Origin of the sequence: Mycobacterium gordonae (assembly GCF_017086405.1) — a bacterium.
Classification (GTDB): Bacteria; Actinomycetota; Actinomycetes; order Mycobacteriales; family Mycobacteriaceae; genus Mycobacterium; species Mycobacterium gordonae_D.
This window is the reverse complement of the sequence record NZ_CP070973.1, coordinates 3,698,733-3,721,137: the sequence shown is the minus strand read 5'-3', so window position 1 is coordinate 3,721,137 and position 22,405 is coordinate 3,698,733. Positions and strand designations below refer to the sequence as shown.

Here is a 22,405-nt window from a genome sequence, read left to right as displayed (position 1 = left end):
AAGGACCTGCCCGCCGGCACCAGCGTCAGGACGCTGACCACCGCCGGAACTTTCATGCTCGCCGGGGTCCGGTACAAGGATGATGGACGACGCGGCTTTGACCAGGTCCTGGCCGTCACCAATGGCGACAAGATCATCGTCGCCGATCTGGACGGCGAAGTCCTCATCGAGCACACAAGACCCGCATCCGCGGTGACCTAAGTCGGCAACGCACGACCCCGCGGCCCACGCCCAAAAGCGACGAAACGTCACCGAAGTGCTGACACGCCAACTGTCACCGATGTCCTGACACGCACTCTGGTCGACCCGATCGCCGAGCTGAAGTCGTAAACCGCATGAAGTTCGCAAGCGGCCGTCTTTACGATCAAGCCCACCAAACGGAAGGACCCGTTCGCGCGCATTTCCGACGTACGCGACGTGTCGGCCCAGCGGGTATCATCGAATATATGTTCGATAGATTGCCGTTCGCGCGGGATGGGTCGTGTGATGTCTCAAGACATCGGTGACAGTTGGCGTCATCAACTCCGCGTTACCCTGACCAAATGTCGATGGTGCTCTCGGTCAACGTCGCTCAGGCGCGACCGAACCCCGATCCTCGCGCGCTGTCCGCAACGACCGGCATCTACAAGGTCCCCACCGGCGAAGCCGTGATGGTTCAGACCCCGGGCAATACGGGCAGCGGCCTGGCCGGTGACGCCATCGGCAACCCCAAGTTTCACGGCGGCGACGACCAGGCCGTCTACGTCTACGCGCGAGAAGACCTTGACGACTGGGAAGCCCAGCTGAACCGCACCCTCACTGGCGGCATCTTCGGCGAGAACCTGACCACCAAGGGCATCGACGTCACGGGGGCGCTGATCGGTGAACGATGGAGCATCGGGGCCGACGGCCTGCTGCTCGAGGTTTCCGCGTGCCGGACGCCGTGCCGCACGTTCTCGGCAATGCTCCAAGAACGCGGCTGGATCAAGACGTTCACCAAGGCCGGCAATCCCGGCGCGTACCTGCGGGTGCTCTCCCCCGGAACCGTCCGTGCCGGCGACGCCATCACCGTCGAGCATCGGCCCGACCATGACGTGACGGTCGGACTGGTCTTCCGGGCCCGCATGACCGAACCGGAGCTGTTGCCCCGGCTGGCGGTGGCGGCTGCGCTGTCAGCGGAAATCAAAGCTGAGGTTGCGCAACGGGCCCGCAGGTAGACTCGCGGAAATGCGCGACCAAACCTCCGCCGTGGACCGGGTCCGCGTGCATCTCGACATCGCTGTGGTCGTCGCGGTCCTGGTGCTGACCAATCTGGTTGCGCACTTCACCACGGCGTGGGCGAGCATCGCGACGGTCCCGCTGGCCGCGGTCGGCCTCGTGGTGCTGGTCCGGTGGCGCGGTCTGGACTGGGCCGAACTCGGACTCGGCCGCGAGCACTGGCGATCCGGCATGGGCTACGCGTTGGCCGCCGTGGCGCTGGTCGTGTCGGTGATCGCGGTCGGCGTGGCGCTGCCCGTCACGCGCCCGATGTTTCTGAACAACCACTACGCCACCATTTCCGGGGCGCTGATCGCGTCGATGGTGATCATCCCGCTGCAGACCGTCATTCCCGAGGAACTTGTTTTCCGCGGCGTGCTGCACGGCGCCCTGCACCGGGCCTGGGGTTTCCGGGGAGTCGCTCTGGCCGGGTCACTGCTGTTCGGACTGTGGCACATCGCGACATCACTGGGCCTGACCAGCAACAACGTCGGCTTCACCCACCTGTTCGGCGGCGGCGTCTTCGGCATGCTGGCCGGTGTGACGATGGCCGTGCTCGCTACCGGTGCGGCCGGGTTCGTGTTCAGTTGGCTGCGCCGACGCAGCGGTAGCCTGATCGCGCCGATAGCGCTGCACTGGTCGCTGAACGGCGTCGGCGCCTTGGCGGCCGCCGTGGTCTGGCATCTGTCGACCTAGCCCACAGCTAGACCAGGAGCACGGCGGCGCCCGCGATTTCGCCCGAACTTAGGGCGGTCAACGCGCGATCGGCCTCGGCCAAAGAGTATTCCGGCGTAGTCACCTCGATGTGGTGGCGGCCGGCGAACTCCAGGAATGCACGGGCGTCGGCCCGAGTGTTGGAGGTGACCGACCGGACCTGGCGCTCCTGGAATAGGTGCCGCTGATAGTTCAGCGGCGGAATGTCGCTCAGGTGAATCCCCGCCACTGCCAGCGTGCCGCCCCGGTCGAGGCCCGCCAACGCGGGCAGGACCAGGTCACCGACCGGAGCGAACAGGATCGCCGCGTCCAGCGGCACTGGAGGCGGATCCGCGGCTCCCTGCGCAGACGCCGCCCCCAACTCGAGCGCCAGCTCACGAGCCCGGGCGCCGCGGGTCATCACGTGGACCTCCGCGCCCTGGGCCAACGCGACCTGCGCGGTGATGTGGGCGCTGCCGCCGAATCCGTACAGACCCAACCGACCGCCGGCGGGTAGCTCAGCGCGTAACAGCGACCGGTAGCCGATGATTCCGGCGCACAGCAGCGGCGCCAGTTCGCTGTCGCTGTAGCCGCTCGGCAGGGGATGCGCGAAGGCGGCCGGCACCGTTGCGAATTCGGCGTAACCGCCGTCGGCATCCCACCCGGTGTAGCGGGACTGCGGACACAGGTTCTCGTCGCCCCGGCGGCAGTACTTGCATACCCCGCAGGTGCGGCGCAGCCAAGCGATGCCCACCCGGTCCCCGACGCGGAATTCGCCACCGGCATCGGCTCCGACCTCGACAACCTCCCCGACCACCTCGTGTCCGGGAGTGACCCGGTCCCGGTGGACAGGCAGGTCGCCTTCGGTGACGTGCAAGTCGGTGCGGCAGACCCCGCAGGCCGACACTGCGACCAGCAGGTCCGCCGGCCCTGGCCGCGGGACTGCGGTAGTGACGCATTCCAGCGGCCCGGTGTGCATCGGCCCAGGCTGACGCACCTGCCACGCGGTCATGGTGGTGCTGGTCGGTCGGGCGGCCATCAACCCATCATGCCGCGAAGGGTCGGCCGACTACAGAGTCCGGGTGCGCGACGTGGCGAACTTGTAGATCAGCAGCAGCAGCACCGCACCGACCAGCGCCCCGAGGAACGAATGGTTGATGGGCGGAGTGATGGTGAACTGGTGTGGGGGGAAGACGACGCTGCCCAGGGTGCCGCCGACGTAGGCGCCCACGATGCCGAGCAACGCGGTGGCAATCCAGCCCATCGGCTGCCTGCCCGGCACGATGAGTCGCGCAATCAGCCCGACAATCAGGCCAAGAACGATCATTCCGATGATGTGCAGGACCATGACCAGCTCCTTCGGGTATTAACTTGTCGAGAGGACCTTCGAGTAATACCCGGTGCGGGTTGCGTCAACCGCTCAAAACAGGCGAACAACTAACGACGACGCACCAAACCCACAACCCACAACAGGATTACTGCCCCCAGCAGCGAGACGAAGAATGTGAACCACTTGCGCCCGTGTTCGACGTCAACATGCAACCAGCTCAACAACATCCCGCCGATGAAACCGCCGACGACGCCAATGACGATGTTCAGCAGGATGCCGGCGCCGCCGCCTTTCACGATCTTGCCCGCAATCCAACCGGCAAAGCCGCCGATGATGATGTACGCGAGCCAACTCACCGCCGTCGGTGGCGCGAAGGCCAAGAATCGGGCAGCTGCACTGACATTCATCGAGGGCCTCCCTAGCGCCTGTCAACCACTTCGTTTAATGGACTGTGGTATCGGTATACGCCATCTGGCCGGTCACGCAATAGCTGTGAGACGACTTTGAAACAACGCCTTTGTGGCAGCGCCGGTCAGGCCGGCTGGCTGCTGCGCGGCTGTGTCGATGACGGAGTCCCAGCCGCCGGCGCCTGGGCGGGCGCGGGAGCCGGAGCGCCGGGTTCGGCAGGAGCCGGGGCGGGAGCCGGAGCACCAGGCACAGCTTCCGAAGGCGGAGCGGCTGGAGCACTCCAAGGCCGGATCGACTCGGCCAGCGCCTTGGCCGCATTCTTGTCCACCGGGTTGTTCGACGTGCCCAACCACACCACGAACCAGCGCTGCGGAGGCCCGGCAGTGGGCGTCGCCCCCGCTGGGGTGCCGACCACGCCGGTCCAGATCTGGCCGTTGGGCTTGCTGGTGTCGCTGAACTTCACTTCGTAGTAGGACGCGCTGCCCGAAACGCCGTTGGCGTTGAGCGGGACGGTCTCCTGGTTGACCCTGGTGCCCGGGTAGGGCATGAAGAACTCGCCCATGTCCGACCCCAGCCGGACCGCGGCCTTGGGGTTGGTGGCCTCGGCGCTGGCGTAGAGCTTCTGATCCAGCCGGCCCAGCACGATGCGCGTGTCGTTGGCAACCGGCTGCGGCTGTCCGGGCATCGGAGCCTCACCGGCGGCCTTGCTCAGCAGCGCCGAACCGTAGTCCAGGTGGGATGCGTCGGACTCGACCCAGCCGGGCGGCACGATGAAGCTGAATCCGCCGACGGCATTGGTCACCCGTCCGGCTTCCACTGCATTCGGGTCCGGCGGCGGCGCGTTGGGGTCGGCCGGCGGCGGTACGGCGTTGGGGTCGGCAGGCTGAGCCGCAGGCGTCGGGCTGGCTCCCGGCGACGGGGTGGCCGTCGGGCTGGGGGTGGCCGCAGGAGCGCCCGCAGCCGGCGCTGGGGACGCCGTAGTGGGCGATGCAGGCGGTGCGACCGTAGGAGTCGGAGAGGGCGCCGGCTCGGGGTCGGCGCTGGAAGTTGCCGGCAACGCAATGGTGACGACGGTCGCCGCCGCAATGGCCAGCGACGCCAATAATCCCTTGCGGCGTGACGGGTTCGGGTCCACCTGGTACATGGCGACGAACCTACCGTGTCAGCGCCGCGAAGCAAGGAAGGCCCGGCTTTCGAGAAGGCATGTCTGGAAAGAAGGTCAGGGCTGCGGGGTCCGGCCAGGCACGGGATGCAACGAAACTTCGGCGGCTTTGACGCTGAAGAAAACCCGCACGCCCGGCGCCAGCTCCAGCTCCGCCGCTGCGTCCGGGGTGATGCTGGCGGCCAGCCCGGGTGCTCCGTCGGCTTGCTCCGCCCCGCGCACGAGTACCCCCGGGCCGCGAACATCCAGCTCGGCCACCGTCACCTCGACGGTGTTGCGTGGACTGCCGTGCGGTGGCTCCGGGTAGACGGCCACACTGGCCGGCGCGAACACCGCAACAGCTTGCTGGCCTACCGCGAACTCCGCACCGGCGGTGCCGTGCCAGTGCAGCCCGGACCGGCTGTGCAGCGCCCCGTCGGCTCCGATGGTGCCGCTGACCAGGTTCACGCCCGCGATTCGGGCTCCGAAATGACTCGTCGGTGCGGCCAGTATCTCGGCCACCCGCCCGATCTCGGCAATATTCCCGGATTCGAGGACCATCACCCGATCGGCCAGGGCGAACACATCCAGCAGGTCATGCGTGATCAGGACGACCGCGCAACCCGTGCGCCCGACCACGTCGCGCAACACCGCTCGTATCGACGCCGCCGCTGCCACATCGAGCCCGGTCAGCGGTTCGTCGAGCAGCAACAGCTCGGGTTCGGCGGCCAGAGCCCGGGCGATGGCGACGCGCTGGGCCTGCCCGCCGGAGAGCTGGCGTGGCCTGCGGTCGGCCAGGTCCTCGGCGCCGACTTCCCGCAGCCAGCGCAGTGCGGCCTCCCGCGCCGGGCGGGCGGAGAACGTGCGACGGCTGCGCGGCCCGAAAGCCACGTTGGCGACCACCGGCAGGTGCGGGAACAGCAACGGGTCCTGCAGCAGCAGACCCACCCGCCGGTCATGAGTGGGCACCTGTACCCCGGCCGCGGTGTCGGTCAGCACGCGATCACCCAGCCGCACCACGCCAGCGTCGGGACGCACCAGTCCGGCGATGACGTGCAGTGTCGTCGACTTGCCGGCGCCATTGGGGCCGAGCAGGGCCAACACCTCCCCGGCGGCCATCGAGAACTCCAGGTCCAGGCCCCGATCGGCCACGACCGCGCTCAGGTGCAGTTCGCTCATCGTGTGTCGGTCCCGGTCAGCCGGCGCGCGCCCAGGCCGAGCACCACCACTGCGGCCACCGCCACCAGGACCAGCGACAGCGCCACAGCCGCGTCCGGATCAGCAACCCGCTGCAGATAGATCTCCAGCGGCAGGGTGCGGGTCACGCCCTGCAGCGAGCCGGCGAACGTCAGAGTCGCGCCGAACTCCCCCAGCGACCGCGCGAAAGCCAGTACTGCGCCGGAGGCCAGACCCGGCAACAGCAGTGGCAGGGTGACCCGCCACCAGATCGTGGTCGGGCGCGCCCCGAGCGTCGCTGCCACCACCTCGTAATCACCGCCGGCGCTGCGGGCCGCACCTTCCAGCGAGATCACCAGAAACGGCAGCGAGACGAACGTTTGCGCCAGCACCACGGCGGTGGTGGTGAACGCGATGCTGATGCCGGCGCCCTCCAGATAGCGCCCGATCAGGCCGAGCCGGCCGAACGCATAGAGCAGCGCGATGCCGCCGACCACCGGGGGTAACACCAGGGGCAGCAGAATCACCGGTCGCAGCGCCCGGACCAGCCGCAACCCGCTCCGGGCCAGCACCAGCGCCATCGGCACCCCCAGTAGCACGCACAGCAGCGTGCTGGCCGCCGCCGTTCTCAGGCTCAGCAGCAGCGCAGTGGTCGAGGAAGCGCTGGTGATCAGCGTCCAAAAGCGCGGCCAATCGACCTTGAGCCCGACCGCCAGCAGCGGGATGCCCACAAAGAGCGTCCCTATCGCCGCCGGCAGATAGACCCAGCGAGGGAGATGGGAGGGCGTGCGCATCGGGGTCAGGGCCTTGCGAAGCCGGCCCGGTCCAGGATCTCCCGTCCGGCTGGACCGGTCACGACCGCCTGGAACTTCTCGGCGAGCGCGGCCTGCGGCGCATTCTTGAGCACCGCGATCGGGTAGACGTTCACCGCCTGAACGGCCTCCGGGAACGTCACCGCCGCCACCTTGCTTCCGGCGCTCGTCGCGTCGGTGACGTAGACCAGCGCCGCGTCGGCCTGCCCCGTCGTCACCTTGTTCAGCGCATCGCTGACGCTAGGTTCCTCGCTGACCGGATGTAGTTGGACCGCGGTGGCATCCTCGATGCGGTGGGTCGCCGAACCGCAGGGCACCGGTCGCTGGCACACCACCACGCTCAGGCCGGGCCGGGTGAGGTCCGCAAAGGAGCCGATGTGCTTGGGGTTGCCCGGCGCGGTGACGATGACCAGTGTGTTGGCGGCGAAGTTGGTCGCGACACCGGCCAGCATGCCCGCCTGCGTCACCCGGTCCAGCTGTGCGGTATCCGCTGAGGCGAAGACGTCGGCGGTGGCGCCCTGAGTCAGCTGCGTCGCCAACTCTGCCGAACCCGCGAAATTGAACGTCACCGCTGAACCCGGGTTGTCCGCGCTGAACCGCTCGCCGATTGAGGTGAAGACCTGTTTCAGCGAGGCCGCCGCGAACACCACGACCGACCGCGGCCCGCGGCCCGCCCGGCCACCTGCAGTACATGCGGTCAAGATGACGACCAGCGATATCGCCACGACACCGGCGAGCACCCGACTGCGACGCATCGGTCAAACCTAGCCCCGCCGCAACTCGGTCGAATAGTTACGCAATTGATCAGCGCGTCGCCGCGGCGCGTGGTTTCGTCGAATAGCTACTGTCCAGTAACATGGACCGTGCTGACGCCATAGCACGAGGAGGTCGTGGCAGTGGAGGTTGTGGTCACCGGTGCAGACACCGATCTGGGACGTGCAGTAGCCGAGAGTTTTCGTGACGACGGGCACAAGGTCACTCTGGTGGGTGTCCGCGCCGGCGACTTGGAGGTGGTCGCCAAGGAACTCGATGTCGATGCGATCGTCTGCGACACCACCGACCCGGCCAGCCTGCAAGAGGCGCGGGCGCTGTTCCCCCACCACCTCGACACCATCGTCAACATCCCCGCTCCCACCTGGGATGCCGGCGATCCGCGTACCTACTCGCTGTCCGACACAGCCACCGCATGGCGTCGGTCGCTGGATGCGACCCTGCTGTCCGCTGTTTTGACGGTGCAATGCGTCGGTGACCACCTGCGCTCCGGCGGCCACATCATCACCGTGCTGACCGAGAACCCGCCGGTCGGCAGCGTCGACGCGTCGATCAAGGCCGCCGTATCGAGTTGGGTCAGCGGGCAGGCCGAGGTCTACGGCACCCGCGGCATCACGGTCAACGCCGTCGCAACCGGTCGCAGCGTGCAGGCCGGGTACGAAGGACTCTCGCGCACGCCGGCACCCGTCGCGGCGGAAATCGCGCGGTTGTCGCTGTTCCTGACCACGCCGGCGGCCCGGCACATCACCGGGCAGACGTTGCACGTCAGCCACGGCGCGCTCGCCCAGTTCGCCTGAACCGGCCCCCAAGCCGGAGGCTACGGTAGAACCGTGGCTATACGGCTTGGATTCCAGATCCCCAATTTCTCCTACGGCACCGGCGTAGAGAACCTGTTCCCCACTGTCATCGCCCAAGCCCGGGAAGCCGAAGCTGCCGGCTACGACTCGCTTTTCGTGATGGACCACTTCTACCAACTGCCAATGATCGGCTCCCCGGATCAGCCGATGCTCGAGGCGTACACGGCGCTGGGTGCGTTGGCGACCGCCACCGAGCGGCTGCAACTCGGCACGCTGGTGACCGGCAACACCTACCGCAACCCGACCCTGCTGGCCAAGGTGATCACCACGCTGGACGTGGTCAGCGGCGGCCGCGCGGTGCTGGGCATCGGCGCCGGCTGGTTCGAACTCGAACACCGGCAACTGGGCTTCGAGTTCGGCACCTTCACCGACCGGTTCAACCGACTCGAAGAGGCCATGCAGATCATCGATCCGATGATCAAGGGCGAGCATCCGACGTTCAACGGTCAGTGGTACACCACCGAGTCCGCGATGGCCGAACCCCGTTACCGCGAACGCATTCCGGTGCTCGTCGGCGGCGGCGGGGAGAAGAAGACGTTCGGCATCGCCGCCCGCTACGCCGACCATCTCAACATCGTCGCCGCGTTCGAGGAGCTGCCGCGCAAGATGGAAGCCGTCAGGGCTCGCTGCGCGGAAGTGGGTCGGGACCCGGCCACGCTGGAGACCAGCATGATGCTCACGGTGCTGGTCGACGAGAACGCCAAACCCGAACAACTTCCCGAGAGTGTGGCGGCGCGCATGGCGGTCGGGAGCCCCGCACAGATTGCTGAACAGTTTCAGGCCAAAGTGCTGGACGCCGGCCTGGACGGCGCGGTCATCAACATCCCCGGCGGACATATCCCGGGGGTCATCACCAGCGTCGCCGAGGCGCTGCGCCCACTGCTTGGCGCGTAGCGAAAGTCCGGCCCCCGAACGCAATTCGCTGAGTGTGGTTAATTACACAGGCTCGTGGTTGGGTTTGTGCGGGTGGGTTGACTAGGCTTTGGGTATTAGCTAACTGCAGTCGCCCGCCCAAGGAGACCCCGTCAGGAGCAGCAGGACATGAGCCCCCAACACGAACCCACAGCTGAACCGCGTCAACGGCATCGCGTCGTGATCATCGGTTCGGGTTTCGGCGGACTCACGGCGGCAAAGAAGCTCAAGCACGCGGACGTCGACATCAAGCTGATTGCCCGTACCACGCACCACCTTTTCCAGCCTTTGCTGTATCAGGTTGCGACCGGGATCATCTCGGAGGGCGAGATCGCGCCGACGACCCGCGTCATCCTGCGTAAGCAGCGCAACGTGCAGGTGCTGCTGGGCAACGTCACGCACATCGACCTGGCTCGCAAGGTCGTCGTCTCTGAATTGCTCGGCCACACCTACGAAAACCCTTACGACAGCTTGATCGTCGCGGCCGGCGCCGGCCAGTCCTACTTCGGCAACGACCAGTTCGCCGAGTTCGCCCCCGGCATGAAGACCATCGACGACGCCCTGGAGTTGCGGGGCCGCATTCTGAGCGCTTTCGAGCAGGCCGAGCGGTCGAGTGACCCGGAGCGCCGCGCCAAGCTGCTCACCTTCACCGTTGTCGGGGCGGGTCCGACCGGTGTGGAGATGGCCGGGCAGATCGCCGAATTGGCCGAGCACACCCTGAAAGGCGCCTTCCGGCATATCGATTCGACCAGGGCGCGGGTGATCCTGCTCGACGCCGCGCCCGCGGTGCTCCCGCCGTTCGGCGAGAAGCTGGGCGAGCGGGCCGCCGCGCGGTTGGAGAAGCTGGGCGTGGAGATCCAGTTGGGTGCGATGGTCACCGACGTGGACCGCAACGGCATCACGGTCAAGGATGCCGACGGCACCGAGCGCCGCATCGAGTCCGCCTGCAAGGTGTGGTCGGCCGGGGTGTCCGCCAGCCGGCTGGGCCGCGACCTCGCCGAGCAGTCCGACGTCGAACTCGACCGGGCCGGCCGGGTGCAGGTGCTGCCCGACCTGTCCATCCCCGGGCATCCCAACGTCTTCGTCGTCGGTGACATGGCGGCCGTCGAGGGTGTTCCCGGCGTGGCGCAGGGTGCGATCCAGGGTGGCAAGTACGTCGCCAACAACATCAAAGCTGAGCTCAGGGGTGCTGACCCGGCCGAGCGGGAGCCGTTCCAGTACTTCGACAAAGGCTCGATGGCGACGGTGTCGCGGTTCTCCGCGGTCGCCAAGATCGGTCCGCTCGAGTTCAGCGGGTTCATCGCCTGGCTGATGTGGCTGGTGTTGCACTTGGTCTACTTGGTCGGGTTCAAGACCAAGGTCGCCACGCTGCTGTCGTGGATGGTCACGTTCCTGAGCACCCGGCGTGGTCAGCTGACCATCACCGACCAGCAGGCCTTCGCGCGAACGCGCCTGGAACAATTGGCGGAGGCGGCGGCCGAGGCGCAGAGTTCCGCCGCCGTCACCCGAAAAGCCAGTTAGCCGACCAATCCATCGGTCGGCCCGGCGGTCAGCACTGCGACGTCGGCCTCGGCGAATGCCACCGACCCTACCGAAGCTGGATTACGATCGAAATCGTTTGCGGGACAGCATAATTCGCTGATCAGCTGACGCGGTGCGGTCGACTCCGGGCCCCTAATGGGAGTCGATCAGCGTGTCCTTGACGGGATCTTGTTTTCTTAGCGGGAGGCTGGTTACCGAGCCGCCGACCGGTGAGCACTGTTCGGCCCCTGGCGTGATAGTTGATGCCTAGAGCTAGATCGTGCCCCGGCTGGTTGGTGAGGTCATCTGTAGCGCTCATGGGATGTCGTGCCGCTTTCGAGCACTGATCCATTAGGTCGCTGCCGGGTGTCCTTCGGCTCGAACAGGATTCCTTGGCACTGATCTCCAAAGGAGGCCCTATTGATGCTGTTCGTCGGGGACGACTGGGCAGAAGATCATCACGACGTATACGTGATGAATGATGCCGGCGACAGGCTGGTGAGCCGGCGGATGCCCGAGGGCTTGGCTGGTATACGGGCGTTTCATGAGCTGGTCGCCGCCCACGGCGAGGATCCTGCCCAGGTCGTGATCGGTATAGAAACTATCGGGGCCTGTGGGTGGGTGCACTGGCTGGGGCCGGATACCGAGGCGATCAAGGTGCTGGCCCGGGCACATCAGAGTCTGATCTGGACCCGCAACCGGCACACCAACACACTGCGCTCGGCGCTACGTGAGTACTACCCCGCCGCGCTTGAGGCGTTCGACGATCTCCATGACCGGGATGCTCTGGCGACCTTGGGTCGTGCCCCTAGTCCCGTGCAGGCGGCCACCCCGAGTCTGTCGAAGATCCGTTCTGCACTCAAAACCGCCGGGCGACAACGCAACCTCGACACCCGCGCCCAAGACATTCAGACCGCATTGCGCACCGAGCAACTCGCCGCCCCCGCGGCCGTCACCGCTGCGTTCGCCGCGACCACCCGCGCCACAGTCGGCGTCATCGCCGAACTCAACCGCCAGATCGATGACCTCGAGGTCGAAGTGGCGACACATTTTGAGACACACCCGGACGCCGACATCTACCGCTCCCTACCAGGACTTGGTGTCATCCTCGGCGCCCGGGTGCTCGGTGAATTCGGGGACGACCCGAACCGCTACACCACCGCTAAGTGTCGCAAGAACTACGCCGGAACATCACCCTTAACTATCGCGTCGGGCAAGAAACGCGCCGTGCTCGCCCGCCACGTCCGCAACCGGCGACTCTACGATGCCGTCGACCAATGGGCCTTCTGCGCCCTGCAGCAAAGCCCCGGCGCCCGGATGTTCTACGACCAACGCCGCGACGCCGGCGACCTGCACCACCAAGCCCTACGCGCTTTGGGCAACCGCCTCGTCGGCATCCTGCACGGTTGCCTACGCCACCGAAGTCGCTACGACGAACACAAAGCCTGGGCACCGCCAAGCCGCCACGGCCGCTTGACAACTTACGCACCTGGGATGTCTAGCGCAGGCCGACGGACTTCACCGACCGCGGAACCTCGGCGTGTGTGAATGCCGGTCAGGCATCGAGGTTCTGCAGGCGCACCTGACCCCGCGCCACCACCCGCTCGTCGTCGTCGGTGATGGTGACCAGCCACAGCTGCTGACGACGGCCGCGATGTATGGGCTCCGCCTTGCCGTACACCGTGCCCGACTTGATGGCCCGCAGAAAATCGGTGTTGTTGTTGACTCCCACCACGTTGCCGCCACCTTTGGAGGCCAGCCAGGTGTAGGCGGCCACGCTGGCCATGCTCTCAATGATCGAGCAGTAGACGCCCCCGTGGACCAAGCCCATCGGCTGCAACAATTTGGGCTTGACCTCGAGTTGAGCGCGGGCGCCGTCGGGGGTCAGCTCGGTGAACTGCAGACCCAGCTCACTGTCGAACGGTGCAACGAATTCTTGCTCAGGCGCTGACGACACGTCTTGTGTTTACACCATGCGCGACGCGGACTCTGGAGACAGGCGAGCCCCGTGCGCCAGGCACGGGGCTCGCCGATCGAGGAGGCGCGGGATCGCTGCAGCCCTCAGGACCCTCCACTGCCGTCATCGCTCGACCGACCTAGCATAGGCAAGGCTGCCCTAATTTTGCAAGGACTGTTTGCGTAGTGTGGTGGAAATGTTCGTTCCGCGGGTACGACACTCGGTAGTAAGCCGGAGTAAGCTGCTTTCAACGCTCAGGGAGATGAACTATGGCCAAGCTGACGCGGCTGGGGGATCTGGAACGCGCCGTCATGGACCACTTGTGGTCGATGCCGGAACCTCAGACTGTTCGTCAGGTCCACGAAGCGTTGTCAGCGCGACGCGATCTTGCCTACACGACCGTCATGACTGTGCTGCAACGGCTGGCGAAAAAGAATCTGGTGTCCCAACTCAGGGACGACAGGGCGCACCGCTACGCGCCGGTGCATGGCCGCGACGAGCTGGTGGCCGGGCTGATGGTCGACGCGCTGGCCCAAGCCGAAGACTCCGGCGGCCGTCAAGCCGCGCTCGTGCACTTCGTCGAGCGGGTCGGCGCGGATGAAGCCGACGCACTGCGCCGCGCGCTCGCCGAATTAGAAGCAAACCAACGCAATTCGCTATCCGCTGGACCTCCGGCCGACGACTGAGGGAGACTGACAGCGTGTCCGCGCTGGCCTTCACCATCCTTGCGGTGCTGCTGGCTGGCCCGACACCGGCAGTCCTGGCACGCGCCCGGTGGCCGCTGCGCGCTCCCCGGGCCGCGATGGTGCTCTGGCAGGCAATCGCGCTGGCCGCGGTCCTGTCCACCTTCAGCGCGGGTCTCGCCATTGCCAGCCGGCTCTTGATGCCCGGCCCGGACGGTCGGCCCACCGCCGGCATCCTCGACGCCGAGAGCCGCCTCGGCTGGCCGCTATGGGTGGCCTACCTCACCGTCTTCGCACTGACCGTCTTGGTCGGGATACGTCTGATGGTGGCCGTGGTGCGGGTGGCCATCGCGAACCGGCGGCGCCGGGCGCATCACCGCATGGTCGTCGACCTGGTCGGGGTGGGACACGGTGCTGCGTTAAGTCCGCCGTGTACCCGCACCCGTGACCTGCGGGTGCTGGACGTCGAGCAACCCCTCGCCTACTGCCTGCCCGGAGTGCGTAGCCGGGTGGTGGTCAGTGAAGGGGCACTCAGCACGCTTGCCGATGCCGAAGTCGCGGCCATCCTGTCCCACGAGCGCGCTCACCTACGCGCCCGCCACGATCTCGTCCTGGAGGCGTTCACGGCCGTCCACGCCGCATTCCCCCGGCTGGTGCGCAGCGCCAACGCCCTGGGTGCGGTGCAGTTGCTGGTGGAACTGCTGGCCGATGATGCCGCGGTTCGTACCGCGGGACGCACTCCCCTGGCCCGCGCCCTGGTGGCGTGTGCGTCCGGTCGCGCCCCGTCAGGCGCTTTGGCCGCCGGAGGACCCAGCACCGTGGTGCGGGTCCGGCGTCTCTCGGGGCTTGGCAACAGCCCGCTGCTGTCGGCGGCGGCCTATCTGACCGCGGCGGCAGTGCTGGTGGTACCCACCATCGCGCTGGCCGTACCGTGGCTGACGGAGCTGCACCGGCTGGTCACCGCGTAGGCACCGAGCCCAGCGCCTTGGAATGCCGCCGAATGCCGGCGCGGCCGTTGTGCGACAGTATTTCCCAGGTTTCCTAGGTTTCCCGGTTCTCCCCACTGCTGGGCCCGACTGAGAGGCAGGATATGAGTTCGTCGGATTCGAAGACCGCGACCGCGCAGATCGGGGTGACCGGGCTGGCCGTGATGGGGTCGAACCTGGCCCGCAACTTCGCCCGGCACGGCTACACGGTGGCGCTACACAACCGGTCGGTGGCCAAGACCGACGCGCTGCTGGACGAGCACGGTTCCGAGGGCAACTTCGTGCGCAGCGAGACGATCCCGGAATTCCTTGCCGCGCTCGAGAAGCCGCGCCGGGTCATCATCATGGTCAAGGCCGGCGACCCCACCGATGCCGTCATCAACGAGCTCGCCGACGCCATGGAAGAGGGCGACATCATCATCGACGGCGGCAATGCGCTCTACACCGACACCATCCGCCGGGAGAAGGCGATCCGCGAGCGCGGCCTGCACTTCGTCGGCGCCGGCATCTCCGGTGGTGAGGAGGGCGCGCTGAACGGGCCGTCGATCATGCCCGGCGGGCCCGCCGAATCCTACGAGTCGCTCGGACCCCTGCTCGAGGAGATCTCCGCGCACGTCGACGGTGTGCCGTGCTGCACGCACATCGGGCCCGACGGTGCCGGACACTTTGTCAAGATGGTGCACAACGGCATCGAATACTCCGACATGCAGCTGATCGGCGAGGCCTACCAGCTGCTGCGCGACGGGCTGGGCAAGTCGGCGGGTGAGATCGCCGAGGTGTTCGACGAATGGAACTCCGGTGACCTGGACAGCTTCCTGGTCGAGATCACGGCGCAGGTGCTGCGCCAGACCGACGCCAAGACCGGCAAGCCGCTGGTCGATGTCATCGTCGACGAGGCCGAACAGAAGGGCACCGGCCGGTGGACGGTGAAGTCGGCGCTGGATCTGGGCGTACCGGTCACCGGCATCGCCGAGGCCGTGTTCGCGCGCGCGTTGTCAGGGTCGGTGGCTCAGCGCAGGGCGACGACGGGATTGGCGTCCGGTGAGCTCGGTGACAAACCGGCCGACGCATCGCAATTCACCGAAGATGTTCGGCAGGCGCTCTACGCGTCCAAGATCATCGCCTACGCCCAGGGCTTCAACCAGATCCAGGCCGGCAGCGCCGAGTACGACTGGGACATCACCCCGGGCGACTTGGCGACCATCTGGCGCGGTGGTTGCATCATCCGGGCCAAGTTCCTCAACCGGATCAAAGAGGCGTTCGACGAGGATCCCGAGCTGCCCACGCTGATCGTCGCCCCCTACTTCCGCAGCGCGATCGAAGCGGCCATCGACAGCTGGCGGCGGGTAGTGGTGACTGCCACGCAGTTGGGTATACCGATTCCAGGGTTCTCCTCGGCGTTGTCGTACTACGACGGGTTGCGCACCGAACGGCTTCCAGCCGCGCTGACCCAGGGCCTGCGCGACTTCTTCGGCGCACACACCTACGGGCGCACGGACGAGGAGCCCGGCAAGAAGTTCCACACCTTGTGGAGCGGAGACCGCAGCGAAGTTCCTGCTTAGCGAGAGACGATGAAGTTCCTGGACGGGCACCGCCCCGGGTTCGACCTGACCTACAACGACGTGTTCATCGTGCCCAACCAGTCCGATGTCGCGTCGCGGTTCGACGTCGACCTGTCCACCGTCGACGGCTCCGGGACCACCATTCCGGTCGTCGTCGCCAACATGACGGCAGTAGCGGGAAAGCGGATGGCCGAGACGGTGGCCCGCCGCGGGGGGATCGTGATCATCCCGCAGGATGTGCCGATCCCGGCCGTCAAGCAGACGGTGGAGTTCGTCAAGAGCCGCGACCTGGTGCTCGACACCCCGGTGACACTGGCGCCCGACGACTCGGTGTCGGATGCGATCGCGCTGATCCACAAACGCGCCCACGGCGTGGCGGTGGTGGTCTTCGAGGGCCGCCCGATCGGATTGGTGCGGGAATCGGCCTGTGTGGGTGTGGACCGGTTCACCCGGGTCCGCGACATCGCCGCCACGGATATCGTGACGGCACCGGCGGGCACCGAGCCGCGCAAGATCTTCGACCTGCTCGAACATGCGCCGATCGACGTGGCGGTGCTGACCCACCCCGATGGCACCCTGGCCGGGGTGCTGACTCGCACCGCCGCCGTCCGCACCGGGATCTACAGCCCTGCGGTCGACCGTGCGAACCGGCTGCGGATCGGTGCGGCCGTAGGCATCAACGGCGACGTCGCGTCCAAGGCCCAGGCGCTTGCCGAGGCCGGCGTCGACGTGCTGGTCATCGACACCGCACACGGGCATCAGGTCAAGACACTGGACGCCATCAAGATGGTCGCCGCACTGGATCTGGGCCTGCCACTGGTTGCCGGAAACGTCGTGTCTGCACAGGGAACTCGCGATTTGATCGAGGCCGGTGCGGGCATCGTCAAGGTAGGCGTGGGCCCAGGCGCGATGTGCACCACCCGGATGATGACCGGCGTGGGCCGCCCGCAATTCTCCGCGGTGATCGAATGTGCTTCCGCCGCAAGAGAATTGGGCGGTCACGTGTGGGCGGACGGCGGCATCCGGCACCCGCGCGACGTGGCGCTGGCGTTGACCGCGGGAGCCTCGAACGTGATGATCGGATCGTGGTTCGCCGGCACTTACGAGTCGCCCGGCGACCTGATGCGCGATCGTGACAATCAGCCGTACAAAGAGAGCTACGGTATGGCATCCAAGCGGGCGGTGGTCGCCCGCTCGGGTGCGGAGAGCCTGTTCGAGCGGGCCCGCAAAGCCCTGTTCGAGGAGGGCATCTCGACGTCGCGGATGGGGCTGGACCCCGATCGCGGCGGCGTCGAGGACCTGATCGATCACATCACCTCCGGCGTGCGCAGCACCTGCACCTATGTGGGCGCCGCAAACCTCGAAGAGCTGCACGAGCGGGCGGTGGTGGGTGTGCAGTCCGCCGCCGGCTTCGCCGAAGGGCATCCGTTGCCCACTGGCTGGTGAAGCCCTCATGAACCACTCCGGCACCGTGCTCAGCGTGCTGGCCATCCTGGCGCTGACGTTGAGCACCGGAGTCTTCGTCGCATCCGAGTTCTCCCTGACCGCCCTGGACCGCAGCACCGTGGAAGCCAACGCGCGCACCGGAAGGGGCCGGGACCGGTTGATCCGCCGGGCCCACCGCAGGCTGTCGTTCCAGCTCTCGGGTGCGCAGCTGGGCATCTCGATCACCACGCTGGCCACCGGTTACCTGACCGAACCGTTGGTGGCGGCGCTGCCGCATCCGTGGCTGGATGCGCTGGGTATCTCCGACAAGGTGGCCGACACCATCACCACGGTGCTGGCGTTGGTCGTCGTGACGTCGGTATCGATGGTCTTCGGTGAGCTGGTGCCCAAATACCTTGGTGTCGCCCGGCCCCTGCGGACCGCACGTGCGGTGGTGCTGCCGCAGTGGCTGTTCTCGGTGCTGTTCACACCTGCGATCCGGATGACCAACGGGGCGGCGAACTGGATCGTGCGGCGCCTCGGCATCGAACCGGCCGAGGAACTGCGGTCGGCACGCACACCCCAGGAACTGGTCTCCCTGGTGCGCACCTCGGCCCGCCGCGGTTCGCTGGACGACGTCACCGCGTCGTTGATGCACCGTTCACTGCAATTCGGCACACGAACCGCCGAGGAGCTGATGACGCCGCGGTCCAAGATCGTCGCCCTGCAGACCGACGACACCGTCACCGATCTGGTGGCCGCGGTCGCCGCCACCGGCTTCTCGCGGTTTCCGGTCGTGCAGGGCGATCTGGACGAGACCGTCGGCATCGTGCACGTCAAACAGGCCTTCCAGGTACCGGCGGCGCAGCGGGCGCACACTTTGCTCCGCACGGTGGTCAAGCCGGTCGCGGTGGTGCCGTCGACGCTAGACGGCGATGCCGTGATGGCTCAGATCCGCGCCAACTCACTGCAGACGGCCATGGTGGTCGATGAATACGGCGGCACCGCCGGCATGGTGACCGTCGAGGACTTGATCGAGGAGATCGTCGGCGACGTCCGCGACGAGCACGACGACGCCACGCCGGATGTAGTGGCCCACGGCAGCGGCTGGCGGATATCGGGTCTGTTGCGCATCGACGAAGTGGAGACGGCGATCGGTTACCGGGCGCCGGAAGGTCCCTACGAGACGATCGGCGGCCTGGTACTGCGCGAGCTCGGTCACATCCCGGTGGCCGGCGAGACCGTCGAGCTGCCCGCCCTGAACCGGGACGGTCTGCCCGACGAGACGATGCGCTGGGAGGCCAAGGTCGTGCAGTTGGACGGGCGCCGGCTGGACCTGCTCGAGCTCAAGGAACTGCCCCGAGTGGACCGGGGTGACCGGTGAACCCCGTCGTCGCAATTCTGTTAGCGATCCTGCTGATCGCGCTGAACGCCTTCTTCGTCGGCGCGGAGTTCGCCATGATCTCCGCGCGCCGCGACCGCCTGGAGGCCCTTGCCGAGCAGGGCAGGGCCAGCGCGGTCACCGTCATCCGCGCCGGCGAACAACTGCCGGCGATGCTGGCCGGGGCCCAACTGGGCGTCACGGTGGCATCACTACTGCTGGGCCGGATCGCCGAGCCGGCCGTCGCATCGCTGTTGGAGTCATCGTTCGAGCTGACCGGCATGCATGCCGCGGTACTGCACACGCTGGCCTTCATCCTGGCGTTGGCGCTGGTGGTGACGCTGCACGTATTACTCGGTGAAATGGTGCCCAAGAACATCGCACTGGCCGGGCCGGAACGCACCGCGATGCTTTTGGTTCCTGCCTATCTTCCCTATGTGCGCGCCGCGCGCCCGGTCATCGGCTTCTACAACAGGTGTGCGAACGGGATACTGCGCCTGATTGGGGTGCAACCCAAGGACGAACTCGACATCACGGTGTCCACCGCAGAGTTGTCGGAACTAATCGCCGAATCGCTGTCGGAGGGCCTGCTCGACCAGGAGGAGCACGTGCGGCTGACCCGCGCATTGCGGGTGCGGACTCGCGTGGTCGGAGACGTCGCGGTCCCGCTTGCGAAGGTGCACGCGGTCTCGGTCGCCTCGGTGGGTTCCGGCCCAACCATCGGTGCGGTCGAGCAGGCCCTGGCGCAGACCGGCTATTCCCGTTTCCCGGTGGTGGACCGCGACGGCAACTACGTCGGCTATCTGCACATCAAGGATGTGCTCGCCCTCGGTGATAATCCGCACACGGTGATCGGTCGGGCGCTGGTCCGTCCGCTGCCGACGATTCCGCAGGCGCTGGGGTTGCCCGACGCGCTGTCGCGGATGCGCCGCAGCAACAGCCATCTGGCGCTGGTGACAGCCGATGACGGCGCGGTAGTCGCGCTGGTGGCGTTGGAGGATCTGGTGGAGGACCTGGTCGGCAGCATGCGCGACCGGGCACCCCGGGAGTGATCGACAAGCCCGTATGATCTGAGCGGCCGCGGGTACCAGACAAGTGCTGGCGGGAAGGAAATCCCATGTGTCCGCGTTGCCAGAAAGCGATTCACCGGGCCCGCTGCGGTGCTGCGGGCGAAGCTGTCAGCGCGCCGTGACCTGGCACTGCGGGTCGGCCGGGCTAGGCTCGTCGAGCTACCCATCGGTAGTCTGACGGTAGCTAGTCGGCGGGTCTGGCGATGGTTCGGCGACGCTGGTGAGGGGCCGGTAAGGCCATTACGGAGGAGAACGATGACTGATCGGGTGACCGAAGGCAACCTGCGCGTGGCTCGCGTGCTCTATGACTTCGTGAACAACGAGGCACTGCCCGGCACCGGTATCGACCCGGACAGCTTCTGGGCGGGCGTCGACAAAGTCGTCACCGACCTCACCCCCCGCAACCAGGACCTGCTGGCGACGCGCGACGAGCTGCAGGCCCAGATCGACAAGTGGCACAAGCAGCGGGTGATCGCACCGGTCGACCAGGACGCCTACCGGGAATTCCTGACCGAGATCGGCTACCTGCGACCCGAACCCGAAGACTTCACCATCACCACCTCGGGCGTTGACGACGAGATCACCACCACCGCAGGCCCGCAGCTGGTGGTGCCGGTGCTCAACGCGCGGTTCGCGCTCAACGCCGCTAACGCGCGGTGGGGCTCGCTGTATGACGCGCTGTACGGCACCGACGTCATCGCCGAAGACGACGGGGCCGAGAAGGGCTCGGGTTACAACAAGGTGCGCGGCGACAAGGTCATCGCCTACGCCCGCAAGTTCCTGGACGGCGCCGTGCCGCTGGCGTCCGGCTCCTGGGCACAGGCCACCGGCGTCAGCATCGAGGACGGCCGACTGCAGGTTGCCCTCGGCTCCGACTCGACCGGTCTGGCCAGTCCGGAGAAGTTCGTCGGCTACTCCGGCGAGCTGGGCTCCCCCAGCTGGTCGGTGCTGCTGGTCAACAACGGTCTGCACCTGGAAATCCTGATCGACCCGCAATCGCCCATCGGCAAGACCGACGCGGCGGGCATCAAGGACGTGATCCTGGAGTCCGCGATCACCACGATCATGGACTTCGAAGACTCGGTGACCGCCGTCGACGCCGACGACAAGGTGCTCGGTTACCGCAACTGGCTCGGCCTGAACCGGGGCGACCTGGCCGAAGAGGTCAGCAAGGACGGCAAGTCGTTCACCCGCGTGCTCAACCCGGACCGCACCTACGCCACTCCGGACGGCGGCGAACTGACGCTGCCCGGCCGCAGCCTGCTGTTCGTGCGCAATGTCGGCCACCTGATGACCAACGACGCCATTGTCGACTCCGACGGCAACGAGGTGCCCGAAGGCATCCAGGACGCGCTGTTCACCGGGCTGATCGCCATCCACGGCCTGCGCACCGGTGACCAGAACGGCCCGCTGCAGAACAGCCGTACCGGTTCGGTGTACATCGTGAAGCCCAAGATGCACGGGCCGGATGAGGTCGCGTTCACCTGCGAGTTGTTCAGCCGCGTGGAGGACGTGCTCGGGCTGCCGCAGGCCACCCTCAAGGTGGGCATCATGGACGAGGAGCGGCGCACCACCGTCAACCTCAAGGCCTGCATCAAGGCCGCGGCAGACCGGGTGGTGTTCATCAACACCGGCTTCCTCGACCGCACCGGCGACGAGATCCACACCTCGATGGAAGCGGGCCCCATGATCCGCAAAGGCGCGATGAAGAACAGCACCTGGATCAAGGCATACGAGGACGCCAACGTCGACACCGGCCTGGCCGCCGGCTTCAAGGGCAGGGCGCAGATCGGCAAGGGCATGTGGGCGATGACCGAGTTGATGGCCGACATGGTCGAGCAGAAGATCGGCCAGCCCAAGGCCGGCGCCACCACCGCGTGGGTGCCTTCGCCGACGGCCGCGACCCTGCATGCGATGCACTACCACCAGGTGGACGTGGCGGTCGTCCAGGACGAACTGGCCGGCAAGAAGCGGACCACCCTCGACGAGTTGTTGACGATTCCACTGGCCAAGGAACTGGCTTGGGCGCCGGAGGAGATCCGCGAAGAGGTGGACAACAACTGTCAGTCGATCCTCGGTTACGTGGTGCGCTGGGTGGAGCAGGGCGTCGGGTGTTCGAAGGTGCCCGACATCCACAACGTCGCGCTGATGGAGGACCGCGCTACCTTGCGCATCTCCAGCCAGCTGCTGGCCAACTGGCTGCGCCACGGCGTCATCACCAGCGAGGACGTCCGGGCCAGCCTGGAGCGGATGGCGCCGCTGGTGGACAAGCAGAACGAGGGCGACCCGGCCTACCGGCCCATGGCGCCTGACTTCGACGACAGCATCGCCTTCCTGGCCGCCCAGGAGCTGATTCTGTCCGGTGGCCAGCAGCCCAACGGCTACACCGAGCCGATCCTGCACCGCCGCCGTCGGGAGTTCAAAGCACGCGCGCGTGGCTGATCTGCATCGAACGGGCGGCAACCCGCAGATGATTCAAGGGAG

The 22,405-nt window shown here is 67.0% G+C and carries 22 protein-coding genes; 14 read left to right on the top strand and 8 right to left on the bottom strand.

The genetic code is table 11. The features are described 5' to 3' along the window. Window positions 1-54 precede the first annotated feature (54 nt). The 3 genes from JX552_RS15735 (at window position 55) to JX552_RS15725 (ending at window position 1,932) form a co-directional block, all read left to right on the top strand. Complete coding sequence (locus tag JX552_RS15735; protein ID WP_241010574.1) at window positions 55-201, top strand: hypothetical protein; 147 nt, start codon at window positions 55-57, stop codon at window positions 199-201. 341 nt (window positions 202-542) lie between these two features. After that, window positions 543-1,196, top strand: coding sequence for an MOSC domain-containing protein (locus tag JX552_RS15730; RefSeq protein ID WP_205873002.1), 654 nt, complete (start codon window positions 543-545; stop codon window positions 1,194-1,196). A gap of 10 nt (window positions 1,197-1,206) precedes the next feature. Then, on the top strand, window positions 1,207-1,932 hold the full coding sequence (locus tag JX552_RS15725) for a CPBP family intramembrane glutamic endopeptidase (RefSeq protein ID WP_205873001.1): 726 nt from the start codon (window positions 1,207-1,209) through the stop codon (window positions 1,930-1,932). 7 nt (window positions 1,933-1,939) lie between these two features. On the opposite strand, the gene JX552_RS15720 is transcribed toward JX552_RS15725, so the two are convergent. The 7 genes from JX552_RS15720 to modA form a co-directional block, all read right to left on the bottom strand. Further along, window positions 1,940-2,968, bottom strand: a complete 1,029-nt coding sequence (locus tag JX552_RS15720) for a zinc-binding alcohol dehydrogenase family protein (RefSeq protein ID WP_205873000.1) — start codon at window positions 2,966-2,968, stop codon at window positions 1,940-1,942. A gap of 30 nt (window positions 2,969-2,998) precedes the next feature. Next, the gene (locus JX552_RS15715; RefSeq protein WP_205872999.1) at window positions 2,999-3,277 is read right to left on the bottom strand and encodes a GlsB/YeaQ/YmgE family stress response membrane protein; all 279 of its coding nucleotides are present in this window, start codon (window positions 3,275-3,277) and stop codon (window positions 2,999-3,001) included. An 89-nt stretch (window positions 3,278-3,366) separates the two neighbouring features. Further along, complete coding sequence (locus JX552_RS15710) at window positions 3,367-3,666, bottom strand: GlsB/YeaQ/YmgE family stress response membrane protein (RefSeq protein WP_205872998.1); 300 nt, start codon at window positions 3,664-3,666, stop codon at window positions 3,367-3,369. Between the two features lie 125 nt (window positions 3,667-3,791). After that, on the bottom strand, window positions 3,792-4,811 hold the full coding sequence (locus JX552_RS15705) for an alanine and proline-rich secreted protein Apa (RefSeq protein WP_205872997.1): 1,020 nt from the start codon (window positions 4,809-4,811) through the stop codon (window positions 3,792-3,794). A 75-nt stretch (window positions 4,812-4,886) separates the two neighbouring features. After that, the gene (locus JX552_RS15700) at window positions 4,887-5,987 is read right to left on the bottom strand and encodes a sulfate/molybdate ABC transporter ATP-binding protein (RefSeq protein ID WP_205872996.1); all 1,101 of its coding nucleotides are present in this window, start codon (window positions 5,985-5,987) and stop codon (window positions 4,887-4,889) included. Further along, window positions 5,984-6,778, bottom strand: a complete 795-nt coding sequence (locus tag JX552_RS15695) for an ABC transporter permease (protein ID WP_205872995.1) — start codon at window positions 6,776-6,778, stop codon at window positions 5,984-5,986. The genes JX552_RS15700 and JX552_RS15695 overlap by 4 nt, the downstream gene beginning before the upstream one ends. A gap of 5 nt (window positions 6,779-6,783) precedes the next feature. Next, window positions 6,784-7,551: a molybdate ABC transporter substrate-binding protein gene (gene modA, locus JX552_RS15690; RefSeq protein WP_205872994.1), complete on the bottom strand. Its 768-nt coding sequence runs from the start codon at window positions 7,549-7,551 to the stop codon at window positions 6,784-6,786. Window positions 7,552-7,686: 135 nt separating this feature from the next. Between modA and JX552_RS15685 the strand changes: the two genes are divergently transcribed. The 4 genes from JX552_RS15685 to JX552_RS15670 all read left to right on the top strand — a co-directional run bounded on the left by JX552_RS15685 (window position 7,687) and on the right by JX552_RS15670 (window position 12,405). Further along, window positions 7,687-8,364, top strand: a complete 678-nt coding sequence (locus JX552_RS15685; protein ID WP_205872993.1) for an SDR family oxidoreductase — start codon at window positions 7,687-7,689, stop codon at window positions 8,362-8,364. Window positions 8,365-8,397: 33 nt separating this feature from the next. Continuing rightward, complete coding sequence (locus JX552_RS15680; protein WP_205872992.1) at window positions 8,398-9,318, top strand: LLM class F420-dependent oxidoreductase; 921 nt, start codon at window positions 8,398-8,400, stop codon at window positions 9,316-9,318. A gap of 147 nt (window positions 9,319-9,465) precedes the next feature. After that, the gene (locus JX552_RS15675) at window positions 9,466-10,857 is read left to right on the top strand and encodes an NAD(P)/FAD-dependent oxidoreductase (protein ID WP_205872991.1); all 1,392 of its coding nucleotides are present in this window, start codon (window positions 9,466-9,468) and stop codon (window positions 10,855-10,857) included. Between the two features lie 423 nt (window positions 10,858-11,280). Then, window positions 11,281-12,405 (top strand): IS110 family transposase, encoded by a 1,125-nt coding sequence (locus JX552_RS15670; protein ID WP_431195861.1) that lies wholly within the window; start codon window positions 11,281-11,283, stop codon window positions 12,403-12,405. A gap of 7 nt (window positions 12,406-12,412) precedes the next feature. Here JX552_RS15670 and JX552_RS15665 read toward each other — a convergent pair whose 3' ends face one another. Beyond that, window positions 12,413-12,814, bottom strand: a complete 402-nt coding sequence (locus tag JX552_RS15665) for a PaaI family thioesterase (RefSeq protein WP_205872990.1) — start codon at window positions 12,812-12,814, stop codon at window positions 12,413-12,415. 269 nt (window positions 12,815-13,083) lie between these two features. On the opposite strand from JX552_RS15665, the gene JX552_RS15660 reads away from it, so the two are divergent. The 7 genes from JX552_RS15660 to JX552_RS15630 all read left to right on the top strand — a co-directional run bounded on the left by JX552_RS15660 (window position 13,084) and on the right by JX552_RS15630 (window position 22,363). After that, complete coding sequence (locus tag JX552_RS15660; protein WP_065133185.1) at window positions 13,084-13,500, top strand: BlaI/MecI/CopY family transcriptional regulator; 417 nt, start codon at window positions 13,084-13,086, stop codon at window positions 13,498-13,500. Window positions 13,501-13,514: 14 nt separating this feature from the next. Further along, window positions 13,515-14,465: a M56 family metallopeptidase gene (locus JX552_RS15655; RefSeq protein ID WP_205872989.1), complete on the top strand. Its 951-nt coding sequence runs from the start codon at window positions 13,515-13,517 to the stop codon at window positions 14,463-14,465. 122 nt (window positions 14,466-14,587) lie between these two features. After that, entirely contained in the window at window positions 14,588-16,045 is a 1,458-nt protein-coding gene (gene gndA, locus JX552_RS15650) for an NADP-dependent phosphogluconate dehydrogenase (RefSeq protein WP_205872988.1), read from the top strand. Window positions 16,046-16,054: 9 nt separating this feature from the next. Further along, complete coding sequence (locus tag JX552_RS15645; RefSeq protein WP_205872987.1) at window positions 16,055-17,491, top strand: GuaB1 family IMP dehydrogenase-related protein; 1,437 nt, start codon at window positions 16,055-16,057, stop codon at window positions 17,489-17,491. A 7-nt stretch (window positions 17,492-17,498) separates the two neighbouring features. Then, the gene (locus JX552_RS15640; RefSeq protein WP_205872986.1) at window positions 17,499-18,854 is read left to right on the top strand and encodes a hemolysin family protein; all 1,356 of its coding nucleotides are present in this window, start codon (window positions 17,499-17,501) and stop codon (window positions 18,852-18,854) included. Further along, the gene (locus tag JX552_RS15635; protein ID WP_205872985.1) at window positions 18,851-19,903 is read left to right on the top strand and encodes a hemolysin family protein; all 1,053 of its coding nucleotides are present in this window, start codon (window positions 18,851-18,853) and stop codon (window positions 19,901-19,903) included. Before JX552_RS15640 ends, JX552_RS15635 begins: the two co-directional genes overlap by 4 nt. A gap of 273 nt (window positions 19,904-20,176) precedes the next feature. Continuing rightward, window positions 20,177-22,363, top strand: coding sequence for a malate synthase G (locus tag JX552_RS15630; RefSeq protein WP_205872984.1), 2,187 nt, complete (start codon window positions 20,177-20,179; stop codon window positions 22,361-22,363). The last annotated feature ends 42 nt before the right edge of the window (window positions 22,364-22,405 follow it).

Excerpts from the sequence above, each read along its gene's own strand:
- JX552_RS15735 (WP_241010574.1), top strand. The coding sequence starts at position 55 with ATGCTCGCCGGGGTCCGGTACAAGGATGATGGACGACGCGGCTTTGAC.
- JX552_RS15730 (WP_205873002.1), top strand. The coding sequence starts at position 543 with ATGTCGATGGTGCTCTCGGTCAACGTCGCTCAGGCGCGACCGAACCCC.
- JX552_RS15725 (WP_205873001.1), top strand. The coding sequence starts at position 1,207 with ATGCGCGACCAAACCTCCGCCGTGGACCGGGTCCGCGTGCATCTCGAC.
- JX552_RS15720 (WP_205873000.1), bottom strand. The coding sequence starts at position 2,968 with ATGGCCGCCCGACCGACCAGCACCACCATGACCGCGTGGCAGGTGCGT.
- JX552_RS15715 (WP_205872999.1), bottom strand. The coding sequence starts at position 3,277 with ATGGTCCTGCACATCATCGGAATGATCGTTCTTGGCCTGATTGTCGGG.
- JX552_RS15710 (WP_205872998.1), bottom strand. The coding sequence starts at position 3,666 with ATGAATGTCAGTGCAGCTGCCCGATTCTTGGCCTTCGCGCCACCGACG.
- JX552_RS15705 (WP_205872997.1), bottom strand. The coding sequence starts at position 4,811 with ATGTACCAGGTGGACCCGAACCCGTCACGCCGCAAGGGATTATTGGCG.
- JX552_RS15700 (WP_205872996.1), bottom strand. The coding sequence starts at position 5,987 with ATGAGCGAACTGCACCTGAGCGCGGTCGTGGCCGATCGGGGCCTGGAC.
- JX552_RS15695 (WP_205872995.1), bottom strand. The coding sequence starts at position 6,778 with ATGCGCACGCCCTCCCATCTCCCTCGCTGGGTCTATCTGCCGGCGGCG.
- modA (WP_205872994.1), bottom strand. The coding sequence starts at position 7,551 with ATGCGTCGCAGTCGGGTGCTCGCCGGTGTCGTGGCGATATCGCTGGTC.
- JX552_RS15675 (WP_205872991.1), top strand. The coding sequence starts at position 9,466 with ATGAGCCCCCAACACGAACCCACAGCTGAACCGCGTCAACGGCATCGC.
- JX552_RS15670 (WP_431195861.1), top strand. The coding sequence starts at position 11,281 with ATGCTGTTCGTCGGGGACGACTGGGCAGAAGATCATCACGACGTATAC.
- JX552_RS15660 (WP_065133185.1), top strand. The coding sequence starts at position 13,084 with ATGGCCAAGCTGACGCGGCTGGGGGATCTGGAACGCGCCGTCATGGAC.
- gndA (WP_205872988.1), top strand. The coding sequence starts at position 14,588 with ATGAGTTCGTCGGATTCGAAGACCGCGACCGCGCAGATCGGGGTGACC.
- JX552_RS15645 (WP_205872987.1), top strand. The coding sequence starts at position 16,055 with ATGAAGTTCCTGGACGGGCACCGCCCCGGGTTCGACCTGACCTACAAC.
- JX552_RS15640 (WP_205872986.1), top strand. The coding sequence starts at position 17,499 with ATGAACCACTCCGGCACCGTGCTCAGCGTGCTGGCCATCCTGGCGCTG.
- JX552_RS15630 (WP_205872984.1), top strand. The coding sequence starts at position 20,177 with ATGACTGATCGGGTGACCGAAGGCAACCTGCGCGTGGCTCGCGTGCTC.